Origin of the sequence: Paenibacillus sp. 1A_MP2 (assembly GCF_052244825.1) — a bacterium.
GTDB lineage: Bacteria > Bacillota > Bacilli > Paenibacillales > Paenibacillaceae > Paenibacillus > Paenibacillus vandeheii.
This window is the reverse complement of the sequence record NZ_JBQQCS010000001.1, coordinates 4,883,952-4,899,777: the sequence shown is the minus strand read 5'-3', so window position 1 is coordinate 4,899,777 and position 15,826 is coordinate 4,883,952. Positions and strand designations below refer to the sequence as shown.

The following is a 15,826-nucleotide window of genomic DNA, read 5'->3' as shown; positions in this document are numbered from 1 at the left end:
ACAAAAATCAGCGAGTAAAGACACGCCGGAGGACCGGCAAAGGAACGGACTTTGGCAGATTGAAAACATGGCGAATTGGGGCAATCGGTTGCAGGGTCCAACATAAGACGGGAGGGGTTCATTTGGTTAGAACGTTTAAGGTATGGCCGCGTATCGCGGCAGCAGTTATGGCGCTGAGCCTGGTGCTGGCAGGGTGCTCATCGGACAAAGGCGGAACAACACCGGCAGCAGAGGGTGGCGGTGCAGCGGAGAGTGGGGGTAAGCCTTATGAAGTGACGTTGTATTATCCGGGAACGCCACAGAAAGATGTAGCTCTGGTTGAGGCCGAGATCAACAAAAAGATGGAGCCCAAGATCGGGGCAACACTCAAGATCAATGCGATCGACTGGGGTCAGTGGGATAACAAGCTGAATCTGATGATCTCTTCCGGCGAAAAATCAGATATTATTTTCACGGCGGCTTGGCAAAATTATACCGTCAATGTGGCCAAAGGTGCTTTCCTGCCGCTTAATGAGCTGCTTGACAAGTATGGGCAGGATATCAAGAAAAATCTGGATCCCGCCTTTCTGGAAGGCTCCCAGGTGGATGGCGTAAACTATGGTGTTCCTACCAACAAGGAATTGGCAGCAACACGTGGTGTACTCGTACGCAAAGATCTGGCTGACAAATACAAACTGGATCTGACCGCAGTGAAAACGTGGGCTGATCTGGAGCCATTGCTCAAAACCATTAAGGAAAACGAACCGGGTATTACTCCGTTTTATATGTCCAATACCAATGGTAACGGGCTGCTGGAGAACCTAGACTGGGATTATCTCGGTGATGCATCCGTGCCGGGTGTAATCTCCAAAACAGCGGGTACAACGACGGTGCTGAATGAAGTAGAGACCCCTGAATTCAAGGAAGCCGCTGAGCTTGCACGCAAGTGGTATCAGGCTGGATACATCAACAGTGATGCGGCGACCTCCAATGTGTTCCCGAAAGATCAGGCGAAGGCAGGCAAGGCTTTCCTTTGGACCGATGGCATGAAGCCGGGCAAGGATAAGGAAGAAGAAGGGTATGTTGGTTATCCACTGACTCAGATTGAAATGACACAGCCTACGATTACAACCGGGGATGCTTCCGGTGCCATGCTGGCGATCTCCCGTTCCTCTGAGCAGCCGGAAAAGGTGATGCAAGTCATTAACCTGCTGCATTCCGACAAAGAGATTAACAATCTGCTCAATTTCGGAATCGAAGGCACACATTATGTGAAAAAAGACGGTCAGGACAACATTATTACCCTCCCACAAGGGGTGGATGCGAACAGTCGAACATACAATCCGGGCGCACAATGGCAGCTGGGCAACCAGTTCCTGAACTACCTCTGGGATAATGAAGATCCGCAGAAATGGGAAAAATTCAAGGAGTTTAATGCCAAAGGCGTCAAGTCACCTGCACTGGGCTTTACCTTCAACAGTCAATCGGTCAAAAATGAAATTGCTGCGGTCAACAACGTGAACAAACAGTTCAAACCGGGCATGACCTCGGGTGCAGTAGATCCGAATGAAATGATCCCGAAATATCTGGAGAAGCTGAAAGCTGCAGGTATTGATAAAATCATTGCAGCCAAACAAGAGCAACTCGATGCATTCCTGTCCAAGAAGTAGATTTGAGTTGCAAAATCAAAGACGTTTTCGGTCAAAAACCGAAGCGTCTTTTTTTATTTGGGTCACAAACCATAATAAGGAAAAATATGATATAATCAGGTGGTTGATTAGGGGTGTTCGTGTGTCGAGAACCAGACTTGTGTTCTCTGCGATGTTATTGCTGTTTGGCATCATCTTTACGTTTAAGCATCACCTCGGTTTTTCTGTAGGGGACACGATGTTGTCTGCTATAGGAATGTCGCCTTACACCACTGCCTACGTAAGTGGTGTGCATATCACGTTATTTTTTGGAATGGGTATATTAGTGTGCAGCTACTATCTTACACGCAAAGAAATTATGCCCTTATATCCGGTTCTGGCCAAACGTCTCTGGCTGATCGTTCTCGCTATCGTTCTCAGTTACTCCTTCATGACGGATAAATTAATGTATGTAGCCAAATGGGGAGCTTCCGGTGTTCATGGTGTTTCCTATGTCCAAAATGATAGCTCCTGTACCTATGATGTACTGGATAATGGGATCACACGGGTAAATTGTGACCTGACACTCAAAAATTACACCAGAGAGCCTGTCGCAGCTGTGCTCTTGCCTGACCTGGCCCGTAGTTACAAACACCAGGATGATCCGCTCTATGAATCCCTGCAATCGGTCCAGCTAAAACCTGTGCATATAGAGATTGAGCCGCATGGAACCTTTAAGGGTCAACTGGCGTTTTCCGGATTGGCTGACTCCCCGCTGCAAGTGAAAGGAAAGTTAACCGATATTGTCCTAGATGTCGCCGTGGATGGAGAGAACACCGTGTTTGATTACGATATTCCATAAGAATATTGCGTTAGCAAGATAGAATGAATACATAAGAAGAGCTTTCAAGTTAGAAGAAATTAATCAATATGCTGCATTTAGAAAGGAGCTGACGGTTGTCGGCTCTTTTTTTGCGTGGAAGTTGCAATTAGTGCAGAAAAGTTGGCTTTGTCACCTTTATGCATGGATATGGTAACGCTTACGATATATAGAGAGTCGATTGTAATGGGATTAGGTTCGGAATAACGGATAAGCTGTGAAGCGGATTCACCCAGAAAAAAAGAGTTTATGTTTAATGCTTGCATCGTTAAAATTAGATTCACTGACTAATGAAGGCAAGGTGAGGTAAGAAGATGTCATACCGGACGAATCTATTTTCCAAAATGGTCATTTTAATTCTAATTATGCTGGTTCCAGTCGTACTGCTGTACTGGTATTCCAACCATAAAACAACAGCAGTTCTGCGGGATGAACTCAATCGCTCCAACAGCAACCAGCTCGAGTTTTTTCAAAATCAAGTGAATACCCACATCGAATTGTTATCCTCGTGGCCGAATCTGCTCATCCATGACCCCGATATTGCGAGCTTCCGGCGGATCTACGCCGATAGTAAATATTTCGATCTGGATACGATCAATCTGGTTAAACGCATTCAGAACAAGCTGAGCATCCAGGAAAGTTCATCGAACTGGACAACAAAATTATATCTGTATTCGCCGACGCTGGGCAGGGTCATCTCTGAAAGAGATGCTGGCTATTATGATCAGCAGACACTGCGAGGCAACATGTCATCCGGATGGAATGTTCGAAAGATTCAGGAGGGGGAAGATGAGAAATTCATCTTTAGCTGGATCACCGTATCTCCATACGGCATTAGCGACCCGGCAGCCAATGCACAGACCGTGATTAAGCTTGAATTCGACAGTGACAATATTCGGGATATGCTGGACAAATTTAAGGACGATGGCCGCCATGATCCGTTTTATTACCGGGAAGAGTCGGGGGTTATCTATAACCGAACTTCAGATCGTGCACTAACAGGTCAGCTGATGGACAAGCTGGCTATTGCTAAGCTTAAGGATGTGGATAACCGGACAGTCGTTATTGACGGCGAGCCGTACATGGTGAATACGGTAAAGTCCAGCACGACAGGCTGGTATCTGGTCGATTACATGCCACTATCGGCGATTCTGAAGCCAATTCATCAATCCAATATACTGTTTTATTCGGCCATGATCTGTCTGCTCTTGATGAGTTTTGCTGTGGCCTATCTGTTATACGTTCAGGTTCAGGTCCCCGTCAAACAGTTAATTCGTGGATTTCAACGATTGAAGCAGGAGGATTATTCAGTTCGAATCACGCCGAAAGGACGCAATGAATTCAGCTTTTTGTCGGAACGATTCAACTCCATGGTGGCGCAGATTCAGCAGCTGTTTGAACACGTGTATCTGGAACAGATTCATGTGCGCGAAGCCCGGCTGAAACAGCTGCAATCGCAGATTAATCCACACTTTTTCTATAATTGTTTCTCGTTTATTACGAGCATGGCAAAGTTGAAGCGTGTGGATGCAGTAGTTGCGATGTCGCATAATCTGTCCCGATACTATCGGTATACGACGAGGCAGGAGCGTGATGTCGTGCCGCTTACGGAGGAAATTGAATTCGTCACCTGTTATCTGGAAATTCAGCAGATGCGTATGGACCGAATACGTTTCAAAATTGACTTGCCGGAAGATATCCTGAGGCAGGAGGTGCCTCCGCTAATCGTACAACCTCTGGTGGAGAATGCGGTTATTCATGGAATTGAAGCTGATGCCGAAGCTGGAGAAATACGAGTTTCGGGAGAACAGAGAGATGGCATGATGATTCTTACCGTGGATGACGACGGGCAAGGCATGGATGAACTGGGTAGGCAGATGCTTCTGCATAAACTCACAGGTGGTATGGATCAAGAGATGGGATGTGGACTATGGAACGTCAACCAGCGTCTTCAGCTCAGGTATGGGGAGCAGGCAGGATTAAGTGTAACGGAATCACCGCTTGGTGGGCTGCGTGTTACCTTGTTCTGGCCTGTTGACGAGGAACATCTTCTTCAATAGAAAGATAGAAATAGAGACGCCATATGACTATAGCATGATAACGATGGAATGCCTTGCATAATTCAGCAGATAGGGAGTGAGTGTCTTGATAGATATCTTACTGGTGGATGATGAAACATATGTGACTGAAAGTCTGGAATTAACCATTCCCTGGGGAGAGCTCGGGGTTACAACGGTTTTCCGTGCGGCATCTGGCAAGGAAGCGCTGCAGATTTTGGAAGAGAATGCCGTGGATCTTGTGGTGACCGATATTCGAATGCCGGGCATGTCCGGACTGGAGCTGATTGAGGAGGTAAGCAGTCGATGGGCGCATATCCGCTGCATCCTGCTGACCGGGCACAGTGATTTTCAATATGCCAAGAAAGCGATTCAGCTGCAGGCTGCCGATTATATTCTCAAGCCGGTGAACGATGAGGAATTCATGGCTTCGGTCTCCGCTGCCATCACGTCCCTTCGGGATGAGTGGGATGAATTTGATAAATACCATCGGTTGTTATATAGCCGGAAGTCGGATTATAAAATTTTGCGTGAAAATCTGATGCACGATCTGTTGCTGGGCCGCGAAATTACAGCACGAGCACTTGGTGAACAGCTGGAGAAGTACGAGATTGTACTCCAGCCGGATCAACCGGCGGTCATGATGCTCATTCGCCTTACAGGTCGGTTCTCGTCAATGGATCAGCAATCACTGGATCTGATGGAGTTTGCGGTGGGCAATATCGCCGAGGAAGTATTCGGTCCCCATTTCAATGTGTGGTTTGGACGAGGTCCTCATGAGTGTCTGGTTATGATTATACAGAGTCAGGGCTGGACGGAGCTTGTTCAGACAAACGTGGATGAACTGAAGCAACCGGCAGGGACTTTCCGCGAGCATGTCATTCGTTATCTTCAAGGCAATCTGTCGATGGTGGTTACCGCACCGTTTCAATTTGCCGATCTAACGACCGCTTATCGTAAAGGTCTGGGATCACTTGTATTGTCGGGTCCAGAGGAAAATACGGTCATTTATATGGATAAAGAGCTGTCCAAACGCCCGGAGAACGATGCGGCGCAAGCGCTTGAAGAGCTCTATAAGCCACCCGTGCTGCCTCAGCTGCTTGAAACCAAACAGTGGGAGGCTGCGGCACGCAAACTGAATGCTGTATTTGATGCAGCGGACCGCGTATGTCTCTCCAGAGAGCATGTATATGAGATGTATTTGTCTGTAACGAATGCTTTTATGTATATCGCGCATAAGCAGGGGCATCTCGTGCATGAGATTGATCATGCGGGATTTGACCTGCTGCTCGCACACCAACTGATTCAATCGCCTGACAAGCTTCGCCGCTGGGCGACGGAGATGCTTGCCAAGCTGCAGGATGAGCTATCGGATCAGGAAGGTGTACAAAGTCGAAGACACGTCATCAAGCAGGTTCAGGAAATGGTAACGAGAGATGCAGGACAGGATCTGTCCGTGAAGATGATCGCAGACAAGGTATATTTGCATCCCGTGTATTTGTCCAAGATCTACAAAGCCGAGACAGGTGAAGGGCTGGGCGATTATATGATTCGCATGCGGATGGAGCGTGCATTGTATTTGCTCAAAAATACCAACAAAAAGATATACGAGATTACCAGTGAGTTAGGGTACCAGAATCCGCAATATTTCAGCAAAATGTTCAAAAAGCATTACGGAATGACACCGAATGAATATCGGGATCAGGCATAATTTCAACATCATTCCAACATATAGGTTGCCAAAGGTGCAGAAATCTTGTTTTCGTGACATAGGCTGAAAGACCCGGCAGGCCTATAATGAAAGGGTAACCAAAATGATTGAAGGGGGAACAACATTGAGAGCGAAATCCACGAAAAGAGAGTACTGTCGCTTCTCGCTACGACGCTGTGTCTTACTGTCGTTCTTGCAGGCTGTTCAGGAGGCAATGGAGGCGGAGATAGTGCATCATCAAGCACACCTGCTGTTGAAAACGAATACAAAGAAAAATATGATCCGGCAGTAACCCTTACAACGGCATGGGGAATTGACCCTGAGCTGAAATTCAAAAATGGCGAATCGATGGAAAATAACGTAGCAACCAAGTGGGCCAAAGAGCAATTTGGTATCGACATCAAATCATTGTGGTCTGTAACGGATACAAACGGAGCGTTTGCTACGAAGCTTCGACTTGCGATGTCTTCCGGTCAGGAGATGCCTGATATTGTAACGGTTGGGGATAACCTGCTTGCTCAGGATCTGATTGATTCTGGCATGTATCAGGAAGTGGGTCCGCTGTTCGACAAATATGCTTCTGACACATGGAAAAAAGCGATGGAGCAGGACCCCAATGTATGGAACCAGTACAGCCGTGATGGCAAAAGAATGGGTATTCCCGTACTGGACTATGCCTACAACAATGATTACCTGCTGTGGATTCGCCAGGACTGGCTGGACAAGCTGAATCTGGAGGCACCAAAAACGATCGATGAGCTGGAAACAGTCATGGATGCGTTCAAAAACCAAAATCCGGATGGATTGGCTCCGGACAAGGTTACTCCACTAAGCATCGGATTCAAAACATCCATGAACACATGGATGGGAGATCCGTCCTGGATCTTCGGTGCATACGGAACACTGCCGTTCCAATGGAATGTGGCTGAAGATGGCAAGCTGGAGTATGGTTCCATCAATCCTGGCATGAAACAAGGTCTGACCAAATTGAGCGAATGGCTCAAAAAAGGATATATCCCGCAGGAAGCAGCATTATGGGATGAAAACAAAACAGCAGAGCCAGCGGTGGCAGGTACAGCCGGTATTATCCCAGGTCCTTACTGGATGAGCGGATGGCCGCTTCTGGATACAGTGAAAAATGTGCCAAGCGCGGTCTGGAAACCGATTCAAATCCCGTCCGGTCCAGAAGGCAAAGCGATGCGTCACGGTACACAGTTTGTCAACGGCGTTATTTTGATTAAGAAAGACATGGAACATCCTGAGGCGTTCTTCACGTATGAGAATTACCTGTTCGACAATTATGCAGACCCAGAACCGGGCAGCCCGTATGATAACGGACTGTTTGCAGGCTATGACTACCAATTGGATGCCAATGGTAAACAAATGCCGATTGATCAAATCGAAGGCGGATATGTGAACGTTGTACGTTATTTGCTCGTTCGTGATGGTGCTCGTATTCCGGATGCTCAGATGAAAGCCCTGCTGAATCTGGCAGATGGCAAAGAGCCTGAAACGAAGCTTGAGAAGGATGTTGCCGTTAACTATGGTAAAGAGACCCCTGCTGCTGCGAAAGTGCTGCTCAGTCAGGAAGAAATCTCTTACAAAAACATGTTTACTGGTCCTACAACAGCAACGATGAAATCGAAGCTTGATTACCTGAACAAAATTGAGAATCAGGCATTCAATGAAATTATTTATGGCAAAAACCCGGTAGATTCGTTTGATACATTCGTGCAAACATGGAAATCGGGTGGCGGTGACCAAATCACACAAGAGGTTAACGAATGGTATGACAGTGTGAAAAAATAAGTAACAGGGGCGCGCAGACTATATTAGTCTGTGCGCTTTTTTGTCGTTGTGAGAGCGTGATTTGCTTGGGAGAGGTGCGAGTTAGCAGAGGAAGAATGACTAGAAAGACAGCGAGTCCAAACTGGTTGCTTTTGTGCCATTTATATTGCTTTTATGTGCTGTTTGACCTATGCAAACGGTTGATATAATCGCAGTATAAGCCACTCAGGGAGTACTTGAGTAGGAAGAATTACAGGGGGAGCAATCATGAGAACTTTAAAACGAACTTGGCCATTCCACGTAATGCTGCTGCCAGCCATCATCTTTCTGATCATATTCAGTTACATTCCCATGGGCGGCATAGTCATGGCATTTCAAAACTATAAGCCATGGCTCGGCATTAGCGGCTCCGAATGGGTCGGGCTGGATAACTTCCGATTTTTATTTGAGCGTCAAGACAGCTTGCAGGTGATCTGGAATACGCTGATCATTGCTGTGCTTAAACTGATATTTAATTTATTTGTTCCTTTTGTTTTCGCCATTCTGTTGAATGAAGTCCGCAAGATGGCTATACAGAGAACCATTCAGACCCTTGTCTACTTGCCTCACTTCTTGTCCTGGGTCATCCTGGGCGGGATTTTGATCGATTTGCTGTCCACTGGAGGTTTGGTTAACCGGGTTCTGGGAACCTTCGGACTTGGGCCATACTTCTTCCTCGGGGATAACAGCTGGTTCCGGTCTACGGTCATTCTGACGGATGTGTGGAAGGAATTTGGCTATAACATGATTGTTTTCCTGGCTGCCCTTGCCGGAATTAACCCGGCGTTGTACGAAGCAGCAGAGATTGACGGAGCTGGACGGTGGAAACAAACGCTGCACATTACGATTCCTTCGCTTGTGCCAATGCTGATGGTTGTAGGAACGCTAGCGCTCGGAAATGTGCTGAATGCCGGGTTTGACCAAATCTTCAATCTGTACAATCCGCTCGTTTATCAAACGGGTGACATCATTGATACATTCGTATACCGTTCTGCGATGCAAAATGGTGAGATGGGCTTTGCCACCGCTATCGGATTGTTCAAATCGGTAATCAGCATGATTTTGATTCTTGTGTCTTACAGTCTGGCTAAGAAATACGCCGGTTATCGCATATTCTAATCGAATGAACATAAGAAAGAAGGGACCACGATGTACCACAAATCATTGCCTTATCGCGTGTTTAATATAATTAATACCTGCTTTCTGATTTTGGTCGCCATTATGTGTATTATACCGATGATTCATGTTCTGGCTGTCTCTTTCAGCACGAAGGCTGCGGCCGATGCGAATCTGGTCAATCTTTGGCCCGTGGGCTTCTCGCTTGAGGCTTACAAAAAAACGATGAACAATCCGATTTTCCTGAACTCGCTCTGGATCTCCCTCCTGCGTACGGTCATCGGCACAGCAATTACGTTGCTCATTACCTTCTTGGCGGCGTACCCGTTGTCGAAAGAAAATAGTGAATTTAAAGGCAGAACGATATATTCATGGATATTTGTTTTTAGTATGATCTTTAATGGCGGACTGGTTCCCTTCTACATGGTTATCCAGAAGATTGGCCTGATGGATTCCTTCTGGGTGCTGGTCCTCCCGGGGGCGGTCAATACCTTCCTGGTCATTCTGATGCTGAACTTCTTCCGCGGCATTCCAAAAGAACTGGAGGAAGCGGCTCTGATGGACGGAGCCAACCATTTCAGAACGTTGTTCACGATCTTCCTGCCGATTTCCATGCCATCCATCGCAACAATTGCCTTATTCAGCATGGTGTTTCATTGGAACTCCTGGTTTGACGGATTGTTATACATGAACAATGCCAAGGATTACCCGCTGGCTACGTTTATGCAAACCGTCATTATCGGTCGGGATATGAGCAGCATGAGCATGAACCCCAAAGAAATGGAAGCTCTTTCTCAAACCACGGTAAGAGCGGCACAAATCTTCATCGGAAGCGCACCCATTCTGATCGTGTATCCATTCCTGCAGCGCTTCTTTGTCAAAGGTATGACCTTGGGTTCGGTTAAAGGCTGAGCCTGCAACTAAATTAAACGGAGGTTGATAAAGTGAGCCATTTAAAGGAAGAGGCATTCATTCTCGGAATGGATGTGTCGTTTATGGATGAAATTGAGCAGCATGGTGGGAGCTATCGTGATGAGCATGGGCAGCAGGCAGATTTGCTGACCCTTCTTAAGCTGGGTGATGCCAATGCAATCCGATTGCGAATCTGGAATGATCCTGTAGGCGGGTTCTGTAATCTGGAGCGGACGGTAGCGGTTGCCAAACGAATCAAGGAAAAAGGCCTGCAATTCTTGCTGGATTTTCATTATTCCGATCGCTGGGCTGATCCAGCCAATCAATGGAAGCCGAAGGCGTGGGAGAAGTTGTCCTATGAGGAACTGCAGCGTGAGGTATGTACCTATACGGCAGATGTACTGAGAACACTCAAGGAGCATGATGCATTGCCGGACATGGTGCAGGTGGGGAATGAAATTACACCGGGCATGTTATGGGATGAAGGGCGTGTCGGCGGAGAAGAACATGATACCGATGAACAGTGGGAGCGTTTTGCCGGACTTGTGAAGTATGGTATCGCTGCTGTTAAATCGGTTGATTCGGAAATCAAGATTATGATTCATATTGACCGCGGTGGTGACAATTCAGAGAGTCGCAAGTTCTATGATCGATTTGAAGCGCTTGGTGTGGAGTTCGATATCATTGGGCTCTCATATTACCCTTGGTGGCATGGAACACTGGATGCACTCCGGGATAATCTGCATGATCTGGCTAAACGATACGGCAAACCAATCAACGTTGTTGAAACCGCTTATCCTTGGACATTGGAGCAGCCTGAGGGTCACGAGTGGATTCTGAATCAGGAAGAACTGCTGCTGCCCGGGTATCCGGCTAGTGTGGAAGGACAGACACGTTATCTGAAGGATCTGCTGCAGATTATTCGTGAAGTTCCCGGCGGTCTCGGAGCGGGATTCTATTACTGGGAGCCTGCCTGGATTCCTAGCAAGGAAGAGTGGTCTGTTGGACATCCGAATAACTGGGGCAACCTGACGATGTTTGATTTTAAGGGACAGAAGTTGCAATCGTTTTCAGCGCTGAAGGCTGGAAAGGAAAACGACACCACATTAGATGAGCAGCCGAGTGCTGTATTGATCAAATAGATGCTTCTAAAATGAAATGAATGAAGGAGTTGTCAGCATGACATACACATATCCACCCGTAAGTTCCAAAGCACCTCATATGTTACATGGTGCAGATTATAACCCGGAGCAATGGCTCCGCTATCCTGAAGTACTGGAAGAAGATATCCGCCTGATGAAGCTGGCCAAATGTAATGTGATGTCCGTCGGCATTTTCTCATGGGTATCTCTTGAACCGGAGGAAGGCGTGTACACGTTTGAATGGCTGGATCAGGTACTGGATCGTTTTGCTGCCAATGGAATCTATGCATTCCTGGCTACCCCAAGCGGTGCAAGACCTGCCTGGATGTCAGCCAAGTATCCCGAAGTGCTGCGTGTTGGGGCCAACCGTGTTCGCAATCTGCACGGCTTCCGTCACAATCACTGTTATACGTCCCTGTATACCGGGAGAAGGTTACGGCGATCAATACGAAACTAGCAGAACGTTATTCGGATCATCCGGCAGTCATTGGCTGGCACATTTCGAATGAATTCGGTGGGGACTGTCACTGTGATTATTGCCAGGAGGCTTTCCGGGGTTGGGTCAAAAACAAATACGGCACACTGGATGAGCTGAATCATTCCTGGTGGACGACATTCTGGAGCCATACCGTGACGGACTGGAGTCAAGTGGAGTCTCCTGCCCCACATGGAGAGACACAGGTTCATGCGATGAATCTGGACTGGCGCCGATTCGTAACGGATCAGACCGCTGATTTTATCGTGCACGAAACGAAACCGCTCAAGGCCAAAAATCCTGATCTGCCGGTAACGACCAATCTGATGGAATTTTATGAAGGATTGAACTACTGGAAGTTCGCCGACATTCTGGATTTCCTGTCCTGGGACAGTTACCCGACATGGCATGACGCGGACGAAGAAGATACGCTCGCATCGAGAATTGCTATGATGCATGATATTGTTCGTTCCATCAAAGGAGGACAGCCGTTTCTGTTGATGGAGAGCACACCAAGCTCAACCAACTGGCAAGAGACCAGCAAATTGAAACGTCCGGGTATGCATTTGCTGGCATCACTGCAGGCTGTAGCACACGGCTCGGACAGTGTGCAGTACTTCCAGTGGAGAAAGAGCCGGGGTTCCAGTGAGAAGCTTCATGGGGCGGTTGTGGATCATGTAGGACATGAACATACCCGTGTATTCCAGGACGTGACTGATGTAGGTAAGGCACTCGAAGGAATGCAGGCGGTTGTTGGAACGTCCGTTCCGGCAGAAGTTGCTATCATTTTCGACTGGGAAAACCGCTGGGCGGTAAAGGATTCCCAAGGACCGCGTAACATCGGAGTGAAGTACGAGCAGACGGTAGAATGGCATTATGATGCCTTCTGGAAAAAGGGTGTGCCTGTAGACGTCATCGACATGGATGCTGATCTCTCCAAGTACAAACTGCTCATCGCACCTATGCTCTATCTGGTGCGTGAAGGCGTGGGCGAACGCATTGAGCGATTCGTGGAAAATGGCGGTACATTTGTAGCTACGTATTGGTCAGGTATCGTAAATGAGAATGATCTGTGCTTCCTTGGAGGCTTCCCTGGACCGCTTCGCAAGACGCTGGGAATCTGGTCGGAAGAGATCGATGGCTTGCATGACCGTGATCTGAATGGAGTTGTACCTGTGAAGGACAACGAGCTTCAACTGTATGCCGAATATGATGCTTTCGAATTATGCGATCTGATTCATCTGGAAGGTGCAGAAGCGCTGGCGACGTATCGCTCCGACTTCTATGCCGGACGCCCTGCTTTGACCGTCAACCGTCTTGGTTCTGGTAAAGCCTATTATATGGCTACGCGTTTCAAAGCTCCATTTTACGACGATTTCTATGGCAGCTTAATCGCTGATCTGGGGATTGAGCGTGCCCTTGAAACTCAGCTTCCTACTGGAGTTACGGCACATATCCGTACAGATGGCACAGCGGATTATGTATTTGTGCAGAACTACACACCGGAGACGAAACAGGTGAAGCTGGACGAGCAGTCCTACACCGATTTGCTGAGTGGTGATGCTTTAGAGGGTAACCTTGATTTGCAGCCATATGACATCCGGGTACTGCGCAGAGCGGCTGAGCGTAAATAATAGAATATTACTCATTTGGCTGAAAAATCTGGGGATAAGCAGCGATCAGAAGGTTGTTCTGTCATCGGAGTGGCAAGTATAAATATGCTTTAGTTCAACTTATATAGCTTGCAGAGGGTCACCCTTAACGTCTCGATTAGACGGAGAGGGTGGTCCTTTTGTCGTATTAGATCACGACAAATACTTTTTCTGGACAATATAAAGGAAAAACGTGTCCGCGCAGCGAAGACAAACAGGTAACACTGTAACTCAAGACTTGCAGTCTGGGAGGAATTGGAATGAATCAAAGAAATCTAGACGGTAACAGCTTTATTATTCGGCTGGAAATGACAACAAAAGATATCAAGTTTGGTGAAGTAGCCTCGGCCATCTCGGAAGCCGGCGGGGACATCATTGCCATCGACGTGATTTCGACCAATCAGGATGTAAGCGTGCGCGACTTAACTGTCGCGGTAACAGATGCACAGGATAACAGCAAAATTATAGAAGGGGTGCGCCAGCTCAAAGGAGCATCCATTATTAACGTATCGGATCGAACGTTTCTGCTGCATTTGGGCGGCAAGATTGAAGTTACACCGAAGACCCCGATTCATAACCGGGAAGACCTGTCCCGCGTATATACACCGGATGTGGCACGGGTATGTTCGGCTATATCAGAAGAACCTGGAAAGGCATTTTCTCTGACAATCAAGCGGAATACGGTTGCCGTAGTATCGGATGGCAGTGCCGTGCTCGGGCTTGGCAACATTGGACCGCGTGCTGCGATGCCGGTGATGGAAGGTAAGGCGATGTTGTTCAAACAGTTTGCAGGGGTTGACGCTTTCCCAATCTGTCTGGATACACAGGATACCGAGGAAATCATTCGAACTGTGAAAGCGATCTCACCAGCATTTGGCGGGATTAATCTGGAGGATATTTCTTCACCGCGTTGCTTCGAAATTGAGCGTCGTCTGAATGAGGAGCTGGACATTCCTGTATTTCATGATGACCAGCATGGTACGGCAGTTGTGTTGTATGCAGGTCTGATCAATGCGCTCAAGCTGGTTGGCAAGTCCATCACGGATGTGAAAATTGTCGTCTGTGGAATCGGCGCAGCAGGTGTGGCTTGCAGTAATATTCTGCTGTCCGCTGGAGCGAGCCGGGTTGTCGGGGTAGATCGTGAAGGTGCGCTGGTACGGACGAATACCTATGAAAATGAAGTGTGGAGCGATTATGCGGCTCGCACCAACCCCGAACTGGAGACAGGTTCACTTCGTGAAGTGATTCGTGGAGCAGATGTCTTCATCGGTTTGTCCCGTGGCAATCTGTTAACGCGGGAAGATGTGCAAACGATGGCAGCCGACCCGATCGTTTTCGCGATGGCGAATCCGGTACCGGAGATTATGCCGTCCGTAGTGGAGGACATTGTGGCTGTTATGGCGACAGGTCGCTCCGATTATCCGAATCAGATCAATAACGTATTGTGCTTCCCGGGTATGTTCAGAGCGGTTCTGGATTGCCGCGCCAGTGAGATTAATGAGGAGATGAAGCTCGCTGCAGCTCAGGCGATTGCTTCGGCCATTTCGGATGAAGAACGTACTCGTTATTATATTATTCCGAGTGTGTTTAACGATAAAATCGTTAAATCAATGCGTACTCGCGTGATTGAGGCAGCAGTCAAGACGGGTGTGGCAAGACGTATACCGCGTGAACAAGCTCGCGAAGGCGGGGAAGTGTAAGATGCAAGAGAAATCCCTTCAACATCCGAACCCAAGCGCGCAGCAATCGGGGCATGAGGATCATGTTGATGGAACGTTAACAGGAGAGGCCATTCTTCGAGGGGCCCGGGCTTTTGTTCAAGGAGACGCTGCCGCACATACGGATGGTCATGACTGGCCTCATATTGAACGGGTAACCACACTTGCGGTTGAGCTCGCACATCGTATGGGCGCCGATCCCTTCATCTGTGAACTGGCTGCATTACTGCATGATGTGCCGGATGAGAAGCTGAACGAAAGTCTGGAAGTGGGGATGGCAAAGCTGAATGCATGGCTGGATACCCAGCCGCTGGAAGCGGGTACGCGGGAAGCCGTAGTAAACATCATTTGTTCCATTTCCTATGCAGGAGGACAGCGCCCTGCCGTCACATCGCTGGAAGCTCAGGTGGTGCAGGATGCGGACCGCCTGGATGCGCTGGGCGCGATCGGTATTGCGCGTACGTTTGCTTTTGCCGGCGCGAGAGGTCGGGAGATGTATGATCCCGCCCTTCCCCACGAGAGCAGATGACGCGCGAGGAATACCGGAATGGGCGCAGTACAACGATTAATCACTTCTACGAAAAGTTGTTCAAACTGAAAGATCTGATGAACACGTCCTATGGCAAGGAACTGGCAGAGCAGCGTCATGACTTTATGGTGCAGTTTGTGGAGCAGTTCAAGCGTGAATGGGAAGGAAGGTTTTCATAACTTTCTCCATTGGAGTTAAAC

Annotated in this window: 9 protein-coding genes and 2 pseudogenes; all 11 read left to right on the top strand. The window is 48.0% G+C overall.

The annotated features are described in order from the left end of the window. Nucleotides 1-122 precede the first annotated feature (122 nt). The 11 genes and pseudogenes from ACTWJ7_RS23860 to ACTWJ7_RS23810 all read left to right on the top strand — a co-directional run bounded on the left by ACTWJ7_RS23860 (nucleotide 123) and on the right by ACTWJ7_RS23810 (nucleotide 15,805). Nucleotides 123-1,649, top strand: a complete 1,527-nt coding sequence (locus ACTWJ7_RS23860) for an ABC transporter substrate-binding protein (RefSeq protein ID WP_301879320.1) — start codon at nucleotides 123-125, stop codon at nucleotides 1,647-1,649. 121 nt (nucleotides 1,650-1,770) lie between these two features. Continuing rightward, nucleotides 1,771-2,469 carry a hypothetical protein gene (locus ACTWJ7_RS23855; protein ID WP_301879318.1) on the top strand — a complete coding sequence of 233 codons (699 nt, stop codon included), beginning with the start codon at nucleotides 1,771-1,773 and terminating at the stop codon, nucleotides 2,467-2,469. 332 nt (nucleotides 2,470-2,801) lie between these two features. Next, nucleotides 2,802-4,547 carry a sensor histidine kinase gene (locus tag ACTWJ7_RS23850; protein WP_079347132.1) on the top strand — a complete coding sequence of 582 codons (1,746 nt, stop codon included), beginning with the start codon at nucleotides 2,802-2,804 and terminating at the stop codon, nucleotides 4,545-4,547. Between the two features lie 85 nt (nucleotides 4,548-4,632). Then, nucleotides 4,633-6,255 carry a response regulator gene (locus ACTWJ7_RS23845; protein ID WP_079347130.1) on the top strand — a complete coding sequence of 541 codons (1,623 nt, stop codon included), beginning with the start codon at nucleotides 4,633-4,635 and terminating at the stop codon, nucleotides 6,253-6,255. 135 nt (nucleotides 6,256-6,390) lie between these two features. Beyond that, nucleotides 6,391-8,064 carry a sugar ABC transporter gene (locus tag ACTWJ7_RS23840; protein WP_443146415.1) on the top strand — a complete coding sequence of 558 codons (1,674 nt, stop codon included), beginning with the start codon at nucleotides 6,391-6,393 and terminating at the stop codon, nucleotides 8,062-8,064. 246 nt (nucleotides 8,065-8,310) lie between these two features. Then, nucleotides 8,311-9,201 carry an ABC transporter permease gene (locus ACTWJ7_RS23835; RefSeq protein ID WP_024630104.1) on the top strand — a complete coding sequence of 297 codons (891 nt, stop codon included), beginning with the start codon at nucleotides 8,311-8,313 and terminating at the stop codon, nucleotides 9,199-9,201. 30 nt (nucleotides 9,202-9,231) lie between these two features. Continuing rightward, nucleotides 9,232-10,110, top strand: coding sequence for a carbohydrate ABC transporter permease (locus tag ACTWJ7_RS23830; RefSeq protein WP_024630105.1), 879 nt, complete (start codon nucleotides 9,232-9,234; stop codon nucleotides 10,108-10,110). Between the two features lie 32 nt (nucleotides 10,111-10,142). Next, entirely contained in the window at nucleotides 10,143-11,252 is a 1,110-nt protein-coding gene (locus ACTWJ7_RS23825) for a glycoside hydrolase family 53 protein (RefSeq protein ID WP_079347128.1), read from the top strand. Nucleotides 11,253-11,289: 37 nt separating this feature from the next. After that, nucleotides 11,290-13,361: pseudogene (locus ACTWJ7_RS23820) on the top strand (beta-galactosidase). 278 nt (nucleotides 13,362-13,639) lie between these two features. Beyond that, the gene (locus tag ACTWJ7_RS23815) at nucleotides 13,640-15,079 is read left to right on the top strand and encodes an NAD-dependent malic enzyme (protein WP_079347122.1); all 1,440 of its coding nucleotides are present in this window, start codon (nucleotides 13,640-13,642) and stop codon (nucleotides 15,077-15,079) included. A 1-nt stretch (nucleotide 15,080) separates the two neighbouring features. After that, nucleotides 15,081-15,805: pseudogene (locus ACTWJ7_RS23810) on the top strand (HD domain-containing protein). Nucleotides 15,806-15,826: the final 21 nt, after the last annotated feature.

Bases quoted from the DNA above. Each gene is read 5' to 3' on its own strand.
- ACTWJ7_RS23850 (WP_079347132.1), top strand. From the start codon at position 2,802: ATGTCATACCGGACGAATCTATTTTCCAAAATGGTCATTTTAATTCTA.
- ACTWJ7_RS23835 (WP_024630104.1), top strand. From the start codon at position 8,311: ATGAGAACTTTAAAACGAACTTGGCCATTCCACGTAATGCTGCTGCCA.
- ACTWJ7_RS23830 (WP_024630105.1), top strand. From the start codon at position 9,232: ATGTACCACAAATCATTGCCTTATCGCGTGTTTAATATAATTAATACC.
- ACTWJ7_RS23815 (WP_079347122.1), top strand. From the start codon at position 13,640: ATGAATCAAAGAAATCTAGACGGTAACAGCTTTATTATTCGGCTGGAA.